Annotated in this window: 15 protein-coding genes; 3 read left to right on the top strand and 12 right to left on the bottom strand. The window is 61.4% G+C overall.

Annotated elements, in window-relative coordinates:
• From E8Q41_RS00720 to E8Q41_RS00705, 4 genes are all read right to left on the bottom strand, one after another.
• Window positions 1–1089: an ABC transporter ATP-binding protein gene (locus E8Q41_RS00720; protein ID WP_137153575.1), complete on the bottom strand. Its 1089-nt coding sequence runs from the start codon at window positions 1087–1089 to the stop codon at window positions 1–3.
• Window positions 1086–2012, bottom strand: coding sequence for a sugar ABC transporter permease (locus tag E8Q41_RS00715; RefSeq protein WP_246660040.1), 927 nt, complete (start codon window positions 2010–2012; stop codon window positions 1086–1088). Before E8Q41_RS00715 ends, E8Q41_RS00720 begins: the two co-directional genes overlap by 4 nt.
• 35 nt (window positions 2013–2047) lie before the next feature.
• Window positions 2048–2908 carry a carbohydrate ABC transporter permease gene (locus E8Q41_RS00710; protein ID WP_137153573.1) on the bottom strand — a complete coding sequence of 287 codons (861 nt, stop codon included), beginning with the start codon at window positions 2906–2908 and terminating at the stop codon, window positions 2048–2050.
• A gap of 73 nt (window positions 2909–2981) precedes the next feature.
• Window positions 2982–4592: an extracellular solute-binding protein gene (locus E8Q41_RS00705; RefSeq protein WP_137153572.1), complete on the bottom strand. Its 1611-nt coding sequence runs from the start codon at window positions 4590–4592 to the stop codon at window positions 2982–2984.
• A gap of 285 nt (window positions 4593–4877) precedes the next feature.
• Here E8Q41_RS00705 and E8Q41_RS00700 point away from each other — a divergent pair, with 285 nt between their 5' ends.
• Together E8Q41_RS00700 and E8Q41_RS00695 are read left to right on the top strand one after the other, a co-directional pair.
• Window positions 4878–5885 carry a LacI family DNA-binding transcriptional regulator gene (locus tag E8Q41_RS00700; RefSeq protein WP_137153571.1) on the top strand — a complete coding sequence of 336 codons (1008 nt, stop codon included), beginning with the start codon at window positions 4878–4880 and terminating at the stop codon, window positions 5883–5885.
• A gap of 77 nt (window positions 5886–5962) precedes the next feature.
• Window positions 5963–6208, top strand: a complete 246-nt coding sequence (locus E8Q41_RS00695) for a hypothetical protein (RefSeq protein ID WP_137153570.1) — start codon at window positions 5963–5965, stop codon at window positions 6206–6208.
• A 53-nt stretch (window positions 6209–6261) separates the two neighbouring features.
• On the opposite strand, the gene E8Q41_RS00690 is transcribed toward E8Q41_RS00695, so the two are convergent.
• The 6 genes from E8Q41_RS00690 to rpsL all read right to left on the bottom strand — a co-directional run bounded on the left by E8Q41_RS00690 (window position 6262) and on the right by rpsL (window position 12586).
• Window positions 6262–7155 (bottom strand): NAD(P)-dependent oxidoreductase, encoded by an 894-nt coding sequence (locus tag E8Q41_RS00690; protein ID WP_137153569.1) that lies wholly within the window; start codon window positions 7153–7155, stop codon window positions 6262–6264.
• A gap of 130 nt (window positions 7156–7285) precedes the next feature.
• The gene (pdxY, locus tag E8Q41_RS00685; RefSeq protein WP_137153568.1) at window positions 7286–8134 is read right to left on the bottom strand and encodes a pyridoxal kinase PdxY; all 849 of its coding nucleotides are present in this window, start codon (window positions 8132–8134) and stop codon (window positions 7286–7288) included.
• 192 nt (window positions 8135–8326) lie between these two features.
• Window positions 8327–9502: an elongation factor Tu gene (gene tuf / locus E8Q41_RS00680; protein WP_137153567.1), complete on the bottom strand. Its 1176-nt coding sequence runs from the start codon at window positions 9500–9502 to the stop codon at window positions 8327–8329.
• Between the two features lie 60 nt (window positions 9503–9562).
• Entirely contained in the window at window positions 9563–11662 is a 2100-nt protein-coding gene (gene fusA, locus E8Q41_RS00675; RefSeq protein ID WP_137153566.1) for an elongation factor G, read from the bottom strand.
• Between the two features lie 24 nt (window positions 11663–11686).
• Window positions 11687–12157, bottom strand: a complete 471-nt coding sequence (rpsG, locus tag E8Q41_RS00670; protein WP_137153565.1) for a 30S ribosomal protein S7 — start codon at window positions 12155–12157, stop codon at window positions 11687–11689.
• A 57-nt stretch (window positions 12158–12214) separates the two neighbouring features.
• Complete coding sequence (rpsL, locus tag E8Q41_RS00665; protein WP_137153564.1) at window positions 12215–12586, bottom strand: 30S ribosomal protein S12; 372 nt, start codon at window positions 12584–12586, stop codon at window positions 12215–12217.
• 574 nt (window positions 12587–13160) lie between these two features.
• Here rpsL and E8Q41_RS00660 point away from each other — a divergent pair.
• Entirely contained in the window at window positions 13161–13451 is a 291-nt protein-coding gene (locus E8Q41_RS00660; RefSeq protein WP_137153563.1) for a transcriptional regulator, read from the top strand.
• A gap of 60 nt (window positions 13452–13511) precedes the next feature.
• Here the strand turns inward: E8Q41_RS00660 and E8Q41_RS00655 are convergent, their stop codons facing one another.
• Window positions 13512–15272 (bottom strand): calcium-binding protein, encoded by a 1761-nt coding sequence (locus tag E8Q41_RS00655; RefSeq protein WP_137153562.1) that lies wholly within the window; start codon window positions 15270–15272, stop codon window positions 13512–13514.
• A 297-nt stretch (window positions 15273–15569) separates the two neighbouring features.
• Window positions 15570–19778: a DNA-directed RNA polymerase subunit beta' gene (gene rpoC / locus E8Q41_RS00650; RefSeq protein WP_137153561.1), complete on the bottom strand. Its 4209-nt coding sequence runs from the start codon at window positions 19776–19778 to the stop codon at window positions 15570–15572.
• Window positions 19779–19860: the final 82 nt, after the last annotated feature.

The following is a 19860-nucleotide window of genomic DNA, read 5'->3' as shown; positions in this document are numbered from 1 at the left end:
TCACGCCTCCCTGATCGCAAGGCCGGTCTCGCCGTCGAACAGGCGAACCGAACCGGGATTGACCGTGAGCCGCGCCGTCTGGCCGACGTCGAAACCGGCGTCATTGCCGAGCACGAGCTTGATCACCGCGCCCTCGGTTCCCAGATGAACGATGGTGCGCGAGCCGATCCGCTCGACGAAAAACACCGGCAATCCCGAAGACGAGGGCTCGATCTGAGCCTGTTCCGGCCGGAAGCCGTAAGTGACGCTGCGGGTCCTGGCCGTTTTCGCCGCTCTTGCCAATGAAGGCTCCAACGCCTCCGACAGGCCGAAAACGCCGAGATCGACATGCAGCGCATCGGCGCGGTCGACGAGTTCGCCGCGGATGAGGTTCATGCCCGGCGATCCCAGAAAGCCGGCGACGAACGTGCTGCTCGGATTGTTGTAGACATCGACGGGCGAACCGCTCTGCAGCAAGACGCCGTGATCCATCACCGCGATCCGGTCGGCCATGGTCATGGCTTCCAGCTGGTCATGGGTGACATAGACCATGGTCTGGCGGAATTGCCGCTGCAGATGCTTCAGTTCGGTGCGCATCACAGCGCGGAAGGCGGCGTCGACATTCGACAGGGGTTCGTCGAGCAGGAAGATCGCCGGCTCGACGATCGCCGAACGGCCGATCGCCAGCCGCTGCAGGATGTTGACTGACAGTTTCGCCGAGAGTTGCGACAGCAGCGGGCCGAGTTGCAGGAACTCCGCCATCTGCTTCACACGACGGTCGATCTCCGCCGTCGGCAGCTTGCGCATGCGCAACCCGTAAGCCAGATTGTCGTAAACGCTCATATGGGTGAAGATCGCGTAGTTCTGGAACACGAAGCCCACGCCGCGCCGGCCCATCGCCACGCCGGTCATGTCGCGATCGTCAAACAGGATGGAGCCGCTGGTCGGGTCTTCCATGCCGGCGATCATGTTCATCGTCGTCGACTTGCCGCAGCCCGAAGGACCCAAAAGCGCCACGAACTCGCCGTCCTCGATTTTCAGGTCCATGGTCTTTAGCGCCTGGAATGCGCCGAAACTCTTGGTCAATTGCTTGAGGTGAATAGAGGTCATGCCGCGCTCCCCGCATTGCGCGCCCGGTTCATGCGCGAGATGGCGAAATTGGCCAGCACCGACAGGACGATCAGGATGGCGAGCGCGATGGCTGCGACATAGCCCCAGATCAGATCGTTCTGGGTGACCTTGTAGATGTAGACGGAGATGGTTTCGGTCGCGACGCCCGGGCCGCCGCCGGTCATGATGTAGAGCGTGTCGAAGATCTTGAAATTTTCGATCACCCGGATCGCCAGCGCGATGATGATGATCGTCTTCATCTTCGGCAGGATGATGGTGCGGAATTTCTGTGGCCAGGAGGCGCCGAGCAGCGTCGCGGCCTTCAGCTGGTCATCCGGCACGCCGGCGAGGCCCGCGAGCAGGATCAGGAACATCAGCGGCGTCCATTGCCAGACATCGGCGATCATCACCGCGATCAGCGCCCATTGCGGGCTCGACAACCAGGCGAGCGAAAATGGCTGGCCGATCAGGCTGGAAATGATGTCGTTCACCGGTCCGCCTGACTGGAACAGCATGAAGAACATGTAGCCGGCGACCGCAGGCACCACCATCATCGGCATCAGGAGGATCGAGTAGAACAGCCGCTTGCCGCGGAAGTCGTCCATGAACAGCAGCGCCAGCCCGAAGCCGAGCAGGAATTCGGCCGGCACGCAGACGGCCATGACCAGCAGCGTGCGGCCCATCGCATCCCAGAAGCGGGTGTCGACGGCGAGATCGGTGTAATTGGCGAACGTGTTCCAGCTTTCCCAGGCCATCCACCAGCCGACGCCATCGAGCGGCGACCAGTCGGTGAGGCTGATATAAAGCTGCATCAGCAGCGGAAAGACGGAAATGAACAGGACGAGGATCTGCGCGGGCAGCGTCAGCCGGAAGCCGAGCCGGCCGCTTTCGACGTCCTTGCTGGTGGTGTCGGTGGTCTGCATGGCGATGAGGTCCGTCGAGGAAGCGAGCGCGTCGGTCATTGCTTCAGCGCTCCGAAGGTCAGGCCGCGCACCAGATGTTTCTGGATGGCGATGCCCATGATCACGGGCGGCACGGCGGCGATCAGGCCGAGGGCGGCTTTCGCGCCATAGAGCTGGCCGGTCATCGACGACGACAGCGACGCCATATAGACCGGGATCGTCACCCATTCGCGCGTGGTCAGGAGCAGGCCGATCAGATAATCCGACCAGTTGAGAATGAAGACGAACAGAGCGGAGCTTGCGAGCGGCGCGCGCATCATCGGCAGCGTGATGCGGGTGAAGACGCGGAAGCGCGAGCAGCCCTCGACGCGGGCGGCGTCTTCGATTTCGCGCGGCATGTCGTCGAAAAACGTCTTCATCAGCCAGAAGGCGAAGGGCAGCGTGACGATGCCATAGATCAGCGCCAGGCCCCACCAGGTGTCGACCAGGCCGAGAAAGGCCCACATGATCATCACCGGGATCATCACCGCCATCGGCGGAAACAGCCGGAGCTGGATCAGCGCGAGCGGCAGGTTTTGCCCCGAGCCGAAGCGCGACAGGCCGTAAGCGGCGGATGTGCCGGCGATCATGGCGATCAGCGTGCCGAACACCGCCGACAGCAGCGAGGACAGGATGGGTTTGGCCGCCGTGCGGTCGAGCGCCACGATCAGGTCGCTCGAAGATGTGCCGAAGATGAAGCGGAAATTGTCGAGCGTCGGCTCTTTCGGCCACCAGGTGAGATTGGCGCCTGCGGCCGACCATTCGGCGATCGGCTTGAAGGCCATCGAGGCCATCCACAGAATGGGCACGAGCGTGATCGCCATCGCCAGAACAATGGCGCCATAGCGGATCAGCTCGAAAACGGGGGAACGGGACATGGATCTATCACAAAAAATGCGGGCGCGGTGAAGAGAGGCGCCTCAAGCGCCTCTCCCCGGCTCGTCGGACGCCTCAGGCGGCGTCGGTGATGGTCGGCCAGGCCGCCTTGTTGGCCTTGATCGCCTCGATCAGCTTGTCCTCGCCGGTGCGGCGGGCAATGCGCTTCCACTGCGTCTCGGTGTCGGCCATCGCCTGTTCCGGGGTCTTCGCCTTGGTCAGCGCCGCCATCAGATTCTCGTCCAGCGCATTGTGGAAGGCGGTCGCGCCGGGATAGTTGATCGTCGGCACGGTCCGCGCCACACTCTCCCTCACGATGTCCATATGGTAATCGTGATAGGTCTCGCGCACGAGCGGATCGGAGAAGTTGGCGAGCTGGAACGGATCGAAATAGCCGCCCGGATTGGCCGTCATCCAGGAATAGATGCGGCTGGAGCCGAGCCATTGTAGCAGCAGATAGCAGGCTTCCGGGTTCTTGCTCTGCGAGGACACCGAAGCTGAGAGATTGAGCCAGAGCACGGTGCGCTGGATCAGCTTGCCGTCGACTTCGCGGCCCGGCGGCAGCATCGAGCCGATCTTGCCGGTGACCTTCGAGCCGGTATTGCCGGCATTGTCGAGGAATTTCGGCAGGTTGGAGAAGGCGCAGGTCATGGCGGCGCCGGCATTGGCGAAATTGCCATACTGCTCCGGCCAGCCCCAGGAAATCGCATCCGGCGAATGATGCGACAGCGAGTCCACATATTCCAGCGTGGCGGCGACGCCGGCGTCGGAATTGATCAGCGGCGCGCCGCTGTCGTCGAACAGATACTGGTTGGGATTGCCCATCGACACATAGCGCTGATACCAGTTGGTGTAGCCCCAGCCCTGATTGCGCAGGTCGGTCGAGCCGAACAGGCCCTTGTCAGGACGATGGAAGAAAGCGGCGATGTCGGAATGCTGCTTCCAGGTTTTCGGCGGCGCGAGCTCATAGCCGTGCTTGTCGGAGAAGGCCTTTTTTTCCGCCTCGTCGTTGAACAGGTCGGTGCGGTAGTTCCAGGTCTGGAAGTCGCCATCCAGTGACACGCCATAGGTCTGGCCGCGATACTGGTTGAGCAGCGAAACGCCGGCCTGGCCGCCAACATAGCCACGCTCGGGATCGTCCCATTCCGGCTTATGGGCCGCGACATAGTCGTCGAGCGCGATGATGCCGCCGGTTTCGGCGAGATCGCCCAGACGGTTCCATTCCACCGCATAGATGTCGAAGGCTCCACCCTTGGTGGAGATGTCCTGCATCGTCTTGGTGAATTCCTGGCCGTTGGGAACGCCGACGATTTCCAGCGTGATGCCGGTCTCTTTTTCCCACAGCTCCTTGATCGACGGCGCGCCTTTGGGGAACGGTTGCGTCAACTGGCCGATCGAACCGTCGGACAGGCCGAGCACGATCTTGGCCGGCGCCTTGCCGGCGCCCTTCAGCGCCTTGGCCGCCTCGATCGCCCTGCCCTCGGGCGTATCGGGACCATATTGATAGCGCTCGGCGCCATCGAAGCCGGTCGGCCCGCCGATCATGCCGGGGGCCAGCGCATCGGCCGCAAATGCGCGGCCGGGTCGAATGAATTGCGGGGCGATGCCGATGGCGGCGGTGACGCCGGCCAGTCGTGAGGACGCGCTCAAGAAGCCGCGTCGCGACACGCGAAACGAAGTGGACATATTTTCCTCCCTTTGCAGCGGACCTCCCATCCTCTGCATGATGGATATTGATTTGCTGATGACTTGATGTCAACATCAATTAACATCATGAATCTTTCAGGAGGGATCATTTGTCATCAAACAGAGAACGGAATCGCGTCAACAGCAACCCAAAGCGTTGAAAAAATGAAGAAATATGAGGTGATGAATAACCGAAGAAAGTTCGATGCGCCGCAAAATCGCTTGCGCGAATGCAAGAAGAGATTACATCATTTTACATCATAAATGCTGACGGGAATCATGGGCTTGCGGTCGACACTCTTTGATATTGCGCGGGAATCCGGCGTCTCCACCGCCACCGTCGACCGCGTGCTCAACAATCGCTCCGGCGTGAGCGAACGCACCCGTTCGATCGTGATGGAAACTGCGAGGCGCCTCGGCTATTTCGGCGCCGGCGACGCTTCGTCGGAACGCATCAGGCTCGATTTCGTGCTGCCGCAGGGCACCAATTCCTTCATCAAGACGCTGAAGGCGCAGATCGAACGGCAATGCGCGGCCCAGGAAATCATCGATTGCCGCATCCATGAGGTGGAGGGCTTCAATCCCATCACGCTCGCCGAGACGCTGATGGGTTTGCGCGGCGAAAGCCAGGGCGTCGGCCTGATTGCGCTCGATCACCCCGCCGTGCGCGAGGCCATGCGCATGCTGGCGGATGCAGGTGTTGCCGTGGTCACGCTGGTGTCCGATATCCTGCATGTGCCGCGCACCGGCTATGTCGGCATCGACAATCGCGCCGCCGGTCGTTTAGCCGGCTATCTATTGGGTCGTTTCCTGCCTCCGGGCGAAAATCGTAAAGTGGCGCTGTTCGCCGGCTCCCTCTCCTATCGCGGCCATGAAGAGCGTGAGATGGGCTTCCGGCACATTCTGTCGGAGGAGTTTTCGCACCTCGAGGTGGTGGAACTCAGGGAAGTGCGCGACGACCGCCAGCGCGCCTATGAGGAAGCGGCCGCCCTTCTGGCGCGGCATCCGGATCTGGTCGGAATCTACAATATCGGCGCCGGCAATGCCGGCATCGGCCAGGCGATCTCCGAAGCCGGCCGATCGAAATCCATCATCTTCATCGGTCATGAACTGACAGAATCGTCCAAGCTTCTTCTCCTATCCGGGGCGATGGATGCGGTCATCGACCAGAATCCGCGCGTCGAGGCGCGCGAGGCCATCGCCATGCTCAGCCATGCGGTGCTCGGAAAGCGTTTCGACTATCACGCGCCGCGGCTGCAGGTGGTGTTTCGCGAAAACATCCCGGAACTCTGAAAGCTCGGAGACGGCGCGCGCGGTCTTGCCTCAATCTTTGAAAAGCATTACACACTCATTAACCATGGGGTGAAGTCATGCAGAATGAACGCGCAAACAGCGCCAGCGACGCAGTGGATGGCGATGTCGCCAACAACAACGACGCCGTAAACGCCAGGCTGGTCGAGATTCTCAAGGCCAACACCGTGCGCGCAACTGGCGCGGGTGATGCGGCGCTGCTGCCCAAGCGCGGCTTCTTTGGACAACTTTTCGCCATGGCCGGGCTCGTCGGCCTAATGGCTGTCGCCTATGTCTATGGTCTGGTGGTCGGTAAGGACGCCTGATCCGCCAAGCTTGATATGCTGAAAAGGGCTCCTCGCGGAGCCCTTTCGCATGTTCAGACCGTCACATAGTTCCGCCAGTCATGCTCTTCCTTGAAGCCGAGCACTTCGCGGATCTTGCGGTTGGAGAGCAGCCCTTCGAATTCGCCGATCTCCCGGGTGAACGGCACATTCGGATAGTAGCGCGCCGCAAGCTCGCGGCTCGGCGTGTTGGCCGACACCGTGTCGTTTGCCGCGTTGAACACCTGATAGCCCAATCCGTCCTTGCCAATGCAGAGATGGACGATCTGGCCGAGATCGCGGGCGTCGATATAGGACCAGGCGATGCGCTTGCGGATCTCAGGATCGGCGAAGTAACGCGGGAAATCCGCATATTCATGCGGTTCGATCACATTACCGATGCGGAGCGCATAGATGTCGGCGCCCGAGCGTTCGGCGAAAGCGCGCGCAGTCTTCTCGTTCAGAACCTTCGACAGGCCATAGGAGTCCATCGGATTGACGTCATAGTCTTCCTCCAGCGGAAACTGGTGGAAGTCGCGATGTCCCTCGGCGAAGCAGACGCCATAGGTGGTTTCCGACGACGCCACGATGATCTTGCGCACCCCGAGCTTCACCGCAGCCTCCACGACATTGTAGGTGCCCATCGTGTTGACGCGGAAGGTCTCGTTGTCTGGCTTGATGAGGATGCGGGGAATGGCCGCGAAATGCACCACGGCGTCATAGGGCTGCACGCCCCGGCCATGATCGAGATCCGGAAAATCACGATGCATTGTCAGGGCGTTGTAGACCTGACCGGAATCGGTGATGTCGACGATGAGATTGGTCACCCCGGGGCTGTCGAGCGGCGCGAGATCGAGATTGTGCACCTCATATCCGGCATTGATGAGCCAGGGCACGACGTGGCGACCGGCCTTGCCCGCGCCGCCGGTGAACAGAATACGCTTTTTCAAAAATCAATCCTCCCGTGATCCGCCTTCAACAGACGGACATGATATCAGGCAGGAGTGATACGCGCGAAAGCCGAATTCGTTCAAGCCCAAGCGGCAAAAGCCACGGTTTTAGCGTCGTGAACCTGTAGCTTCAGAGCAGAGTCACATCGAGCGCGGCCGGATTGGCGAAATCGTCCTGGGCGGCGATCAGGTGCAATTCGCGCCGGCCCGCTTTCATCGTCTTGTCGAACAGCGCGAAGATGCTGGATGCGGTGCGCGCCAGACTGTCGGCAAGCGAGGCGCTCGACAGACGATGCGCCAGAAACAGCGCCGAGGTGCAGTCGCCCGCGCCATTCGGGGCCGGATTAATCGCCAGTCGCGGCGTCGAGACCAAAGCCTGTTCGCCGAAGCGATGCGATGCGAGCATCTGGATCTCGTCGTCGCCGGTCTTGTCATGGATCAGCGAGGTCAACAGCACGATTTCGGGTCCCATCTCATGCGCCGAACGGCAGGCCGCCCGCGCCTCTTCGAGCGTCGTGATCGTGCGGCCGGTCAGGAATTCGAGTTCGAACTGGTTGGGCGTGATGATGCCGGCGCGCGGCAGCGCCCGGTCGCGGAAGAATTCGGGAATGCCGGGACGCACGAAGAAGCCGCGGCCGACATCGCCCATCACGGGGTCGCAGAGCCAGAGCGCATCCTTCGGCAGCCGGTCGAGAAGCGAAATGATGATGTCGCCGATGGCGGGATCGCCGAGATAGCCGGTCAGCAGCGCATCTGCCGACGCCAGCGCCCCGCGCTTGTCGAGCCCCTCGACGATCGCCTCGATATGGCCGGCTGACAACACCTCGCCGGTCCACTCGCCATAGCCGGTATGGTTGGAGAATTGCACCGTGTTCACAGCCGTCACTTCATGGCCGAGCCGCTGCAGCGGAAACACCGCCGCGCGGTTTCCGACATAGCCATAGGCGACATGCGACTGGATGGACAGGATCTGCTTCATGGGGGATTCCGGACAAAGGCGTAAGGGACAGCAAAAACGAAAAGCCCCGCTGTTTCCAGCGGGGCTTCCCAATCAGTCTCGTCGAGACATTACTCGACGATCGAGGTGACGATGCCGGCGCCGCGCAAATCGCGCTTGACGCGATTTGCAGACTTAGTTGCGTCGGCAGCTTTCGCTATCGTCGATCGATTGTTATTCAACAATCGAGGCGACGATGCCGGCGCCGACGGTGCGGCCGCCTTCGCGGATAGCGAAGCGGAGCTTTTCTTCCATCGCGATCGGAACGATCAGCTCGACGTCAACGGTGATGTTGTCGCCCGGCATGACCATTTCCGTGCCTTCCGGCAGCGTCACGATGCCCGTCACGTCCGTCGTGCGGAAGTAGAACTGCGGACGGTAGTTGGTGAAGAACGGCGTATGACGGCCGCCTTCTTCCTTGGTCAGGATGTAGGCTTCGGCCTTGAACTTGCGGTGCGGCTTCACAGAGCCGGGCTTGCAGAGGATCTGGCCGCGCTCGACGCCGTCACGGGTCACGCCGCGGAGCAGCGCGCCGATGTTGTCGCCGGCCTGGCCCTGGTCGAGCAGCTTGCGGAACATTTCGACGCCGGTGCAGGTCGTCTTGGCGGTGGCGCGGATGCCGACGATTTCGACTTCTTCGCCAACCTTGACGATGCCGCGCTCGACGCGGCCGGTCACGACGGTGCCGCGGCCGGAGATCGAGAACACGTCTTCGATCGGCATCAGGAAGGGCTGGTCGATCGGACGTTCCGGGGTCGGGATGTAGGCGTCGACAGCGGCCATCAGCTCGCGGATCGCGTCTTCACCGATCTTCTTGTCGGAATCTTCGAGGGCGGCCAGAGCCGAACCCTTGATGATCGGGATATCGTCGCCCGGGAAGTCGTAGGACGACAGAAGTTCGCGCACTTCGAGCTCGACGAGTTCGAGAAGCTCGGCGTCGTCGACCTGGTCGACCTTGTTCAGGAACACCACGATCGCGGGAACGCCGACCTGACGGGCGAGCAGGATGTGCTCGCGGGTCTGCGGCATCGGGCCGTCGGCCGCCGAGCAGACGAGGATCGCGCCGTCCATCTGGGCCGCGCCGGTGATCATGTTCTTGACGTAGTCGGCGTGGCCGGGGCAGTCGACGTGCGCATAGTGACGGGCAGGCGTCTCATATTCGACGTGCGCGGTCGAGATGGTGATGCCGCGGGCCTTTTCTTCCGGAGCGGCGTCGATCTGGTCATACGCCTTGAACTCGCCGAAATACTTGGTGATCGCAGCCGTCAGCGACGTCTTGCCGTGGTCGACGTGACCGATCGTGCCAATGTTCACGTGCGGCTTATTCCGCTCAAACTTACCTTTTGCCATAGTTGGCTCTCCATTCTCTCGCCCGAAGGCGTAACTTCAAAATCGGGTGGTGTATTCCGGTCAACGCTGACCGGAATACTTAGCCTGGATTTCCTGGGCGACGTTAGCCGGAACCGGCGCGTAGTGATCGAACACCATCGAGTACTGAGCGCGGCCCTGGGACATCGAGCGCAGCTTGTCGACGTATTTGAACATGTTGGCGAGCGGCACATGGGCGTTGATCACCACGGACACGCCGCGGCTTTCCTGACCCTGGATCTGACCGCGACGCGCGTTCAGGTCGCCGATGCAATCGCCCACATAGTCTTCGGGGGTGACGACTTCGACCTTCATCATCGGCTCAAGCAGCTGCGCGCCGGCCTTCTTGGCGGCTTCGCGGAAGCAGGCGCGCGAGGCGATTTCGAAGGCGAGAACCGACGAGTCGACGTCGTGGAAGGCGCCGTCGATCAGCGTCGCATGAACGCCGAGCATCGGGAAGCCAGCGAGCGGACCGGAGCTCATGACGCTCAGGATGCCCTTTTCAACGCCGGGGATGTATTCCTTCGGAACCGCGCCGCCGACGATCTTGGACTCGAACTTGAACTCTTCGCCATCGGGATTCGGCTTGAACACCAGCTTGACGCGGGCGAACTGACCGGTGCCGCCGGACTGCTTCTTGTGCGTGTAGTCTTCGGTGTGCTCGCGGGTGATGGTTTCGCGATAGGCAACCTGCGGCTCGCCGACGGTGGCTTCGACCTTGAACTCGCGACGCATGCGGTCAACAAGAATGTCGAGGTGCAGTTCGCCCATGCCGGCGATGATCGTCTGACCCGATTCTTCGTCGGTCTTCACGCGGAAGGACGGATCTTCGGCAGCGAGACGGTTGAGCGCGAGGCCCATCTTTTCCTGGTCGCCCTTGGACTTCGGCTCGATCGCGATCTGGATGACCGGCTCGGGGAATTCCATGCGTTCCAGGATAACCGGCTTCAGCGGGTCGCAGAGCGTGTCGCCCGTGGTCGCATCCTTCAGGCCGGCGAGAGCCACGATGTCGCCTGCAAAGGCTTCTTCGATGTCTTCACGGCTGTTGGAGTGCATCTGCAGCATGCGGCCGACGCGCTCGCGCTTGTCCTTGACCGTGTTCATCACGGACGCGCCCTTTTCGAGCTTGCCCGAGTAGATGCGGCAGAAGGTCAGCGAACCGACGAAGGGGTCGTTCATGATCTTGAAGGCCAGCATCGACAGCGGCTCGCTGTCGTCGGCGTGACGCTCGATTTCAGCTTCGGTCTTGGCGTCGATGCCCTTGATCGCCGGAATGTCGATCGGCGACGGCAGGAAGTCGACAACGGCGTCGAGCAGCGGCTGCACGCCCTTGTTCTTGAAGGCCGAACCGCAGAAGAACGGGAAGAACTTGACGTCGATCGTGCCGCGGCGGATCAGCGCGCGGATCTGGTCGTTGTCGGGCATGTTGCCTTCGAGATAGGCTTCCATCGCGGCTTCGTCGATTTCGACGACGGTCTCGATGAGCTTTTCGCGATATTCTTCAGCCTTGTCCTTCAGGTCGTCCGGGATCTCGACGACGTCCCACTGAGCGCCGAGCGATTCGTCGCGCCACACCAGAGCGTTCATTTCGATCAGGTCGACGACGCCCTTGAAGTCGCTTTCAGCGCCGATCGGCAGCTGGCAGACGACCGGGGTGGCGCCCAGACGGGTCTTGATCATTTCGACCGAGCGGTAGAAGTCCGCGCCGGTCTTGTCCATCTTGTTGCAGAAGATCATCCGCGGGACGTTGTACTTGTCGGCCTGACGCCAGACAGTTTCCGTCTGCGGCTCAACGCCGGCGTTGGCGTCGAGCAGAGCAACCGCGCCGTCGAGCACGCGCAGCGAACGCTCGACTTCGATGGTGAAGTCGACGTGGCCGGGGGTGTCGATGATGTTGAAACGGCGCTGCTTGCCGTCACGGCCCTTCCAGAAGGTCGTGGTGGCGGCGGACGTGATGGTGATGCCGCGTTCCTGCTCCTGCTCCATCCAGTCCATCGTGGCAGCGCCGTCATGGACTTCGCCGATCTTGTGGGACTTACCGGTGTAGTAGAGGATACGCTCGGTCGTGGTCGTCTTGCCGGCATCGATGTGAGCCATGATGCCGAAATTGCGGTAGTCTTCGATCTTGTATTCGCGAGCCATGATAGACTGCCTTTCTCTCGATGATTACCAGCGATAATGCGAGAACGCGCGGTTGGCTTCCGCCATCTTGTGCGTGTCTTCGCGCTTCTTGACGGCAGAACCGCGGTTGTTGGCGGCGTCGAGCAGCTCGCCGCACAGACGATCGACCATGGTCGTTTCGTTGCGCTTGCGGGCGGCCGTGATCAGCCAGCGGATGGCGAGAGCCTGACGGCGCTCGGGACGGACGTCGACCGGAACCTGGTAGGTCGCGCCGCCGACGCGGCGGGAGCGGACTTCCACATGCGGAGCGATGTTGTCGAGCGCCTGGTGGAACAGAGCGATCGGCTCGGCCTTCGCCTTGGCCTGAGCGGCGTCGAAGGCGCCGTAAACGATGCGCTCGGCGACGGACTTCTTGCCATCATACATGATGGCGTTCATGAACTTGGTCACAACCAGATCGCCGAACTTCGGATCCGGATTGATCTCGCGCTTTTCTGCACTATGACGACGGGACATATTTTTCGTCTCTCAACTTGATCAGGGAGCCGCCGCGAAACGCGGAGGCGGCCAATATTACTTCGGACGCTTCGCGCCGTACTTGGAGCGGCGCTGCTTGCGGTTCTTGACGCCCTGGGTGTCGAGCACGCCGCGGATGATGTGGTAGCGCACGCCCGGCAAGTCCTTGACGCGGCCGCCGCGGATCATCACCACGGAGTGCTCTTGAAGGTTGTGACCTTCGCCCGGGATGTAGCCGATGACTTCGAAGCCGTTCACCAGGCGGATCTTGGCAACCTTACGCAGAGCCGAGTTCGGCTTCTTCGGCGTGGTCGTGTACACGCGGGTGCAAACACCACGCTTCTGGGGGTTTTCCTGCAGAGCAGGAACCTTGTTGCGCTTGACCTGTGCCTGACGCGGCTTGCGGATCAGCTGGTTTACGGTAGGCATGTAACCATCCCTTTAGAAACTGTTTTCCTGGACCCTTGCGGGCACTCGTTACGCCGTCTCCGGCCTTCAAGCATATCGATGTTTCATGCGCAAAAATCGGATGCACCGCCATAGTGAGCGTGTGTATCCGATGAAACAGAGGATTCCTCCGCAAAAAGAGGAATCATGCGTGCAGCAATCGCAAATCAACGTGCTATGATGAACCTTGTTTGGGACGAACTCCAGGACGCGTCGTCCCGAACCAGCCAGCCCCACATCGGCTCTGATGGCCGGCGTACTAAATCCATTCCCCTTCACAGTCAAGAGGCGACGCCGCTTTTTTACGGCAACCGGGTGGAAACGGCGGGTTTCGGCCCGATATGACCCGAATCCGGACTGAGGCGCAAGATTTCAGCAACCTTAATCAAGGGTAAAAACCCGTCGCGCCGCCACATAATATTTGTGCGGGAGACGCCAAACCGATAGATTCGGCCCATCAGCGCCTCATCGGCGCATCGCAGCTTCTGGTGATTCCACCGGCACAGATTTCGCAATCGGGGCGGACCGCCCTCTCCCAAGCAAAGAAAGCGTTCATATGGAAGATCCCGTCAACGACAACGCGCCAAAGGACGGCTTCGTCTTCATCATCATCGGCAAGGCCTATCTGGAAGACGACGAGGACGGCATCGACGTGCATATCATGCTGCGCGCGCCCGACGACGACACCGCCGTGCGCGAGGCGCTGAACGCGCTGACCGAGGAGGGCTTCCACGAGGCGGACCTCGACCAGATCGGCACCATCATGGGCGAACCCGACGAAGAGCCGCACGCCTCGGCCTATCAGGGCGCGCTCGAAGGCGACGTGTCTATCATTCGCTTTTCATGACATGACATTACGGAGCGCGGCGGTTGTGCCGCTGCGCATTTCCCCTCACCAGCCTCCCGGTCAAAATGCGAAGCTGGCCGAACTCAGGTCGGCGAGAACGACATCCGCAAGCGTGATCGTGTCGCCGGCGCCGTTGCTGATCACCACATCGGATCCATCCTGGGTCATATGGCTGGCGGCGAGATCACTGAAACTCGTAATTTGAGTTACGCCGGAAAGATCGACGACGTCGCCTTGGGCGACCGAAAAATCGGTAACCAGATCCTCACCGTCGCCGGACGCGAAGACAAATTTGTCCGCCCCCTCGCCGCCCGTAAGCGCATCATCTCCGGTTCCGCCGGCGAGCGTATTGTTGACGGCGCTTCCGGTCAATATGTCGTCTCCCGAGCCGGTAACGAGGTTTTCGAAGCCGACGACTACGAATGCGGTGTCTCCGGCCTGATAAGGGCTGGGATCCGCCAGGGATATCACCACATCCAGCGAAAAGCGGGAAAAGTCGACCGTATCCGTTCCGCTGCCGCCATTGATGATCGAGGTGTCGCCCATATCCGTCTCGGTCAGGGCGACGGTGTCATCGCCTCCATAAGCGGCGACGAAACCAGCCCCGCCGGCGCCCACCAGGATCTTGTCCGCGCCGCCATAGGTGATGATCGAGCCAACCCAGCCGGCCCCCGTCTCGATCCGATTATCGCCGGAGCCCAGGAGCATCGCCTCGACGCCGGAGGTGACTTCGACGATATCCACACCGCCATTGGCGACGATGGAACTCACCCAGGAACCCGTTGCCGTGATGGTGTTGTTGCCGGAACCGGCTTGCACCGTCCCCGCGTCCCCGACAATTGAAATTGTATCATTGCCCGAGCCTGCCATGACCGCTCCCAGCCAACCGGCGCCGGAGTAAAGACTGTTGTCGCCGTCACCCAGCTGAACGCTGCCGGCTCCGCCTGCGCCCAACGTCACCTCGTCGACGCCGCCGTAAAACACCAGGGATCCGATATAACCGGCGCCGGCGTTCACCACATTGTGGCCGGAGCCCAGATTGACGTTCTCTATACCCCGCGAGGCGTCGAGGCTCAGCGTGTCATCACCCCCATAGGCCACGATCGAGCCGGACCAGCCATCAGCCGTGACCGTCACCGTATTATCGCCATCCGACAGCCGAATGAGATCGACCTCGCCACGGGCAATCTTGACCTTGTCGTCCCCTGACCCCAAAGAGAGAATGCCGACCCAGCCGTCGCCGCTGGTGAAGCTGTTGTTCCCGGCCGCCAGGCCGATCAGGCTGGCGTCCCCAGACCCGCCGACGACCGTATCGTTGCCATCCGCAGTCATGACGCCGTCGACATTCCCGGCGCCGAGCGTGACCTTGTCGTTGCCATTGCCGGTCTGGATGGAGCCCACGCTGCCGCTGCCCGTCGTCACCACGTCATTGCCATCGTAGAGATAGACCTGATCGACCCGCCCCGCGCCGAGCGTGACCTTGTCGACGCCGCCGGACCCCGCCAGATCATGGACGCTGGTCGATTTTAGGGTGATGACGCTGCCGGCGTTGCCAGCAAGAATGGACTCGAATTCACGCCCTGTCCTGGCGTCGCCATCCTTGAGGACGAGCTTCATGTCCGCCTGCCCAACGAAACGCAGCGAGGCCACGCCCCAGTCAGAGCCCGTTAGCGTGACGGTGCTCGTATAGACCTTGCCTTTGTCTCCAGACCAAATGTTGATCTGGTCGATCCACCGGCCGCTCCACGCGAAATCGTCGTCGCCGACTGAAAATTTCGTTTTCCCATCGAGCTTGAACGCAACGTTCTTATGAATGGTCATCAGATGGCCCCAAACTGAATCTTCAGGAAACGCGCCCGCGACGCCGCCAGTCACTCTCGAGTGACATCGCGCTGCCCCGCCCAGGACAGTATGGCGCGGCGGCGCAGCGGACAACTCCCAAATGGGGGATATCGCGCATGGATGAACCGATCGATCCCATCGCTACGCGTTGAGAACGAGACGCTGACCTCGGGGCCGAGATCGCAATCGCTCGACCGGTTGAAGTTTGGCAGGCGCGCCACAAAAAAACGCCGGAGGTTTCCCTCCGGCGTTACTTTTTTCAGTTTTCGCGTCCGATCACTCGGCGGCGGGAGCGGCCTCGCCGGCCAGATCCTGCAGCATCGGGGTCGCGGCGTCGGCGCCGGAACCACGCTTGCGCTCTTCGAGGATCATCTCGTCGCGGGCGCTGGCGATGCGGCGGATCTGGGTCATGGTGCCGCCGGTGCCGGCCGGGATGAGACGGCCGACGATGACGTTTTCCTTGAGACCCTGCAGCGTGTCGCGCTTGCCGGCGATCGCAGCTTCCGTGAGCACCTTGGTCGTTTCCTGGAAGGACGCGGCCGAGATGAAGGACGGGGTCTGCAGCGACGCCTTGGTGATGCCGAGCAGAACCGGCTCGCCGTAAGCAGGCTTCTTGCCTTCTTCGACCAGACGCTCGTTGACTTCGTCCAGCTCGATCCGGTCGACATTGTCGCCCGGGATATAGCCGGAGTCGCCCTGCTCGGTGATCTCGACCTTCTGCAGCATCTGACGCACGATGACTTCGATGTGCTTGTCGTTGATCAACACGCCCTGCAGACGGTAGACTTCCTGGATTTCGTTCACGAGGTAGGAAGCCAGAGCCTCCACGCCCTTGATCGCCAGAATGTCGTGCGGCGCCGGGTTGCCGTCGAGGATGTACTCGCCCTTCTCGATGAAGTCGCCTTCCTGAAGATGGAACGGCTTGCCCTTCGGGATCAGGTATTCGACCGGCTCGACGCCGTCTTCCGCCGGCTCGATGATGACGCGACGCTTGTTCTTGTAGTCGCGACCCAGACGGATCGTGCCATCGATCTCGGCGATGATGGCGTGATCCTTCGGACGACGGGCTTCGAACAGTTCGGCCACGCGCGGCAGACCGCCAGTGATGTCCTTGGTCTTGGCGCTTTCCATCGGCGAACGGGCGAGCACGTCGCCCTGGCTGATCTTCTGGCCGGGCTCGACCGACAGAATGGCCTCGACCGACAGGAAGTAACGGGCGTCGCCGCCACGCGCGAGCTTCATGATATTGCCGGCTTCGTCCTTGATGACGATCGCAGGCTTCAGATCCGAACCACGCGGGGTCGAACGCCAGTCGATAACCTGACGCTTGGTGATACCAGTGGATTCGTCGGTCGATTCCGTCACCGACAGACCGTCGACCACGTCTTCGAACTCGATCCGGCCGGCCAATTCCGTCAGCATCGGGCGGGTATAGGGGTCCCACTCGGCGAGACGCTGTCCGCGCTTCACCTTGTCGCCGTCGTCGACCAGGATCTTCGAACCATAGGCCACGCGCTGCGACGAACGCTCCACGCCGCGTTCATCGAGAATGATGACGGACATGTTGCGGCCCATGGCGACGAGGTTGCCATCGGAGTTGCGCAGCAGGTTGCGGTTCTTGATCTGGATCGTGCCTTCATAGGACGCTTCCAGGAACGAGCTGTCGACCACGGTGGCGGTGCCGCCAAGGTGGAAGGTGCGCATCGTCAGCTGCGTGCCCGGCTCGCCGATCGACTGAGCGGCGATGACGCCGACAGCTTCGCCGATATTGACGGGCGTGCCGCGCGCGAGGTCGCGGCCGTAGCAGACGCCGCAGACGCCGGTGCGGATTTCGCAGGTCAGCGCAGAGCGGATGCGAACCGACTGGATGCCGGCCTTTTCGATCGCCACGACATTGGCTTCGTCGATCAACTGGCCGGCCTTGACGATGTTCTCGCCGGTGACCGGGTTGTCGATGTCGTCCAGAGCCGTGCGGCCGAGGATACGCTGACCGATCGAGGCCACGACCTGACCGGCGTCGACGATGGCCGTCATGGTGAGGCCGGTGTCGGTGCCGCAGTCGACATGGGTGACGATGCAGTCCTGCGCCACGTCGACGAGACGGCGGGTCAGGTAACCGGAGTTAGCGGTCTTGAGCGCCGTGTCGGCCAGACCCTTGCGGGCGCCGTGGGTCGAGTTGAAGTACTCGTTGACGGTCAGGCCTTCCTTGAAGTTCGACGTGATCGGCGTTTCGATGATCGAACCGTCCGGACGGGCCATCAGGCCGCGCATGCCGCCGAGCTGCGACATCTGCTTCGGCGAACCGCGGGCCCCCGAATGGCTCATCATATAGATCGAGTTCATCTGCTTCTGGCGACCGTCTTCCTTGAACTCGACGGCCTTCAGGCGCTTCATCATCTCGTCGGCGACCTTTTCGGTGGCCTTGCCCCAGGCGTCGACGACCTTGTTGTACTTTTCGCCCTGAGTGATCAGGCCGTCATTGTACTGCTGCTCGTATTCCTTGACCAGATTTTCGGTCTCGTCGACGATCGTGTACTTCGACGCCGGGATGACCATGTCGTCCTTGCCGAACGAAATGCCGGCGCGGCAGGCATGGGCGAAGCCGAGCTGCATGATGCGGTCGCAGAAAATCACCGTGTCCTTCTGGCCGCAGTGACGGTAGACCGTGTCGATCATCTTGGAGATGTTCTTCTTGGTCAGTTCCTGGTTGCAGACGTCGAAGGGAACCAGCGGGTTCTTCGGCAGGAGTTCGCCGACGATCATGCGGCCGGGGGTCGTGTCGTAGATCTTCGAGGTCGGCTTGCCTTCGGCGTCGACGCTCTTGAAGCGGCCCTTGATCTTGGTGTGCAGGGTCACCGTCTTGGTTTCGAGCGCATGCTGCAGCTCGCCCATGTCGGAGAACACCATGCCCTGACCCGGCTCGTTTTCAGCCACGATCGAGAGATAGTAGAGACCGAGAACCATGTCCTGCGACGGAACGATGATCGGCGCGCCGTTGGCCGGATGCAGGATGTTGTTGGTCGACATCATCAGCACGCGGGCTTCGAGCTGGGCTTCGAGCGACAGCGGCACGTGAACGGCCATCTGGTCGCCGTCGAAGTCGGCGTTGAAGGCGGTGCAGACGAGCGGATGCAGCTGGATGGCCTTGCCTTCGACCAGAGTCGGTTCGAAGGCCTGGATACCCAGGCGGTGCAGCGTCGGCGCGCGGTTCAGGAGAACCGGATGCTCGCGGATGACCTCGTCAAGGATATCCCAGACTTCAGGCTTTTCCTTTTCGACCAGCTTCTTGGCCTGCTTGACGGTCGAGGAGAAACCCTTGGCGTCGAGGCGGGCGTAGATGAACGGCTTGAACAGTTCGAGCGCCATCTTTTTCGGCAGGCCGCATTGATGCAGCTTCAGTTCCGGACCGGTCACGATGACCGAACGGCCGGAATAGTCGACGCGCTTGCCGAGCAGGTTCTGGCGGAAGCGGCCCTGCTTGCCCTTGAGCATGTCGGACAGCGACTTCAGCGGACGCTTGTTGGCGCCGGTGATGACGCGGCCGCGACGGCCGTTGTCGAACAGCGCGTCCACAGCTTCCTGCAGCATGCGCTTTTCGTTGCGGATAATGATGCCCGGAGCGCGCAGTTCGATCAGGCGCTTCAGACGGTTGTTACGGTTGATGACGCGGCGATAGAGATCGTTCAGATCCGACGTCGCGAAACGGCCGCCGTCGAGCGGCACGAGCGGACGCAGATCCGGCGGGATCACCGGCACGACCTTCATGATCATCCATTCCGGACGGTTGCCGGACTCGATGAAGTTCTCGACGATCTTCAAGCGCTTCATCAGCTTCTTCTGCTTGAGATCCGAGGTGGTGTCGGCCAGTTCCGAACGCAGTTCGCCGGCGATACGCTCGAGCTCGAGGCTCGCGAGCATCTCATAGATGGCTTCGGCGCCGATCATGGCGGTGAACTGGTCTTCGCCATATTCGTCCACGGCGAGCATATACTCTTCTTCCGTCAGGAGCTGACGCTCCTTGAGCGCGGTGAGACCCGGCTCGGTGACGATGTAATGCTCGAAATAGAGAACGCGCTCGACATCCTTCAGCGTCATGTCGAGCAGCGTCGAGATGCGCGAGGGAAGCGACTTCAGGAACCAGATATGGGCGACGGGCGCGGCGAGCTCGATATGGCCCATGCGCTCGCGGCGAACGCGCGAAAGCGTCACTTCGACGCCGCACTTTTCGCAGATGATGCCCTTGTACTTCATGCGCTTGTACTTGCCGCACAAGCATTCGTAATCCTTGATCGGCCCGAAGATGCGCGCGCAGAACAGACCGTCGCGCTCCGGCTTGAAGGTGCGGTAGTTGATGGTCTCCGGCTTCTTGATTTCGCCGTAGGACCAGGAAAGAATCTTCTCGGGCGAGGCGATCGAAATCCTGATGGAATCGAAGACCTGTGCCGGTGCCTGCGGGTTGAAAAGATTCATGACCTCTTGGTTCATGCCTGTCTCCTTGGGGGCGCCAAACCCTGAAATGGAAGCGCTGACGATTCTTGTCGACGAAAATCGTCGCTTCCTAAAAATG

Source organism: Rhizobium sp. FKL33, assembly GCF_005222915.1.
In the GTDB taxonomy this organism is placed as follows: Bacteria; Pseudomonadota; Alphaproteobacteria; order Rhizobiales; family Rhizobiaceae; genus Rhizobium_E.
The sequence above is the reverse complement of the archived record's forward strand: the minus strand, read 5'-3'. Positions and strand labels throughout refer to the sequence as shown.

Bases quoted from the DNA above. Each gene is read 5' to 3' on its own strand.
- E8Q41_RS00660 (WP_137153563.1), top strand. From the start codon at position 13,161: ATGGAAGATCCCGTCAACGACAACGCGCCAAAGGACGGCTTCGTCTTC.
- E8Q41_RS00655 (WP_137153562.1), bottom strand. From the start codon at position 15,272: ATGACCATTCATAAGAACGTTGCGTTCAAGCTCGATGGGAAAACGAAA.
- E8Q41_RS00710 (WP_137153573.1), bottom strand. From the start codon at position 2,908: ATGTCCCGTTCCCCCGTTTTCGAGCTGATCCGCTATGGCGCCATTGTT.
- pdxY (WP_137153568.1), bottom strand. From the start codon at position 8,134: ATGAAGCAGATCCTGTCCATCCAGTCGCATGTCGCCTATGGCTATGTC.
- fusA (WP_137153566.1), bottom strand. From the start codon at position 11,662: ATGGCTCGCGAATACAAGATCGAAGACTACCGCAATTTCGGCATCATG.
- rpsL (WP_137153564.1), bottom strand. From the start codon at position 12,586: ATGCCTACCGTAAACCAGCTGATCCGCAAGCCGCGTCAGGCACAGGTC.
- E8Q41_RS00720 (WP_137153575.1), bottom strand. From the start codon at position 1,089: ATGACCTCTATTCACCTCAAGCAATTGACCAAGAGTTTCGGCGCATTC.
- rpoC (WP_137153561.1), bottom strand. From the start codon at position 19,778: ATGAACCAAGAGGTCATGAATCTTTTCAACCCGCAGGCACCGGCACAG.
- tuf (WP_137153567.1), bottom strand. From the start codon at position 9,502: ATGGCAAAAGGTAAGTTTGAGCGGAATAAGCCGCACGTGAACATTGGC.
- E8Q41_RS00715 (WP_246660040.1), bottom strand. From the start codon at position 2,012: ATGCAGACCACCGACACCACCAGCAAGGACGTCGAAAGCGGCCGGCTC.
- rpsG (WP_137153565.1), bottom strand. From the start codon at position 12,157: ATGTCCCGTCGTCATAGTGCAGAAAAGCGCGAGATCAATCCGGATCCG.
- E8Q41_RS00695 (WP_137153570.1), top strand. From the start codon at position 5,963: ATGCAGAATGAACGCGCAAACAGCGCCAGCGACGCAGTGGATGGCGAT.
- E8Q41_RS00705 (WP_137153572.1), bottom strand. From the start codon at position 4,592: ATGTCCACTTCGTTTCGCGTGTCGCGACGCGGCTTCTTGAGCGCGTCC.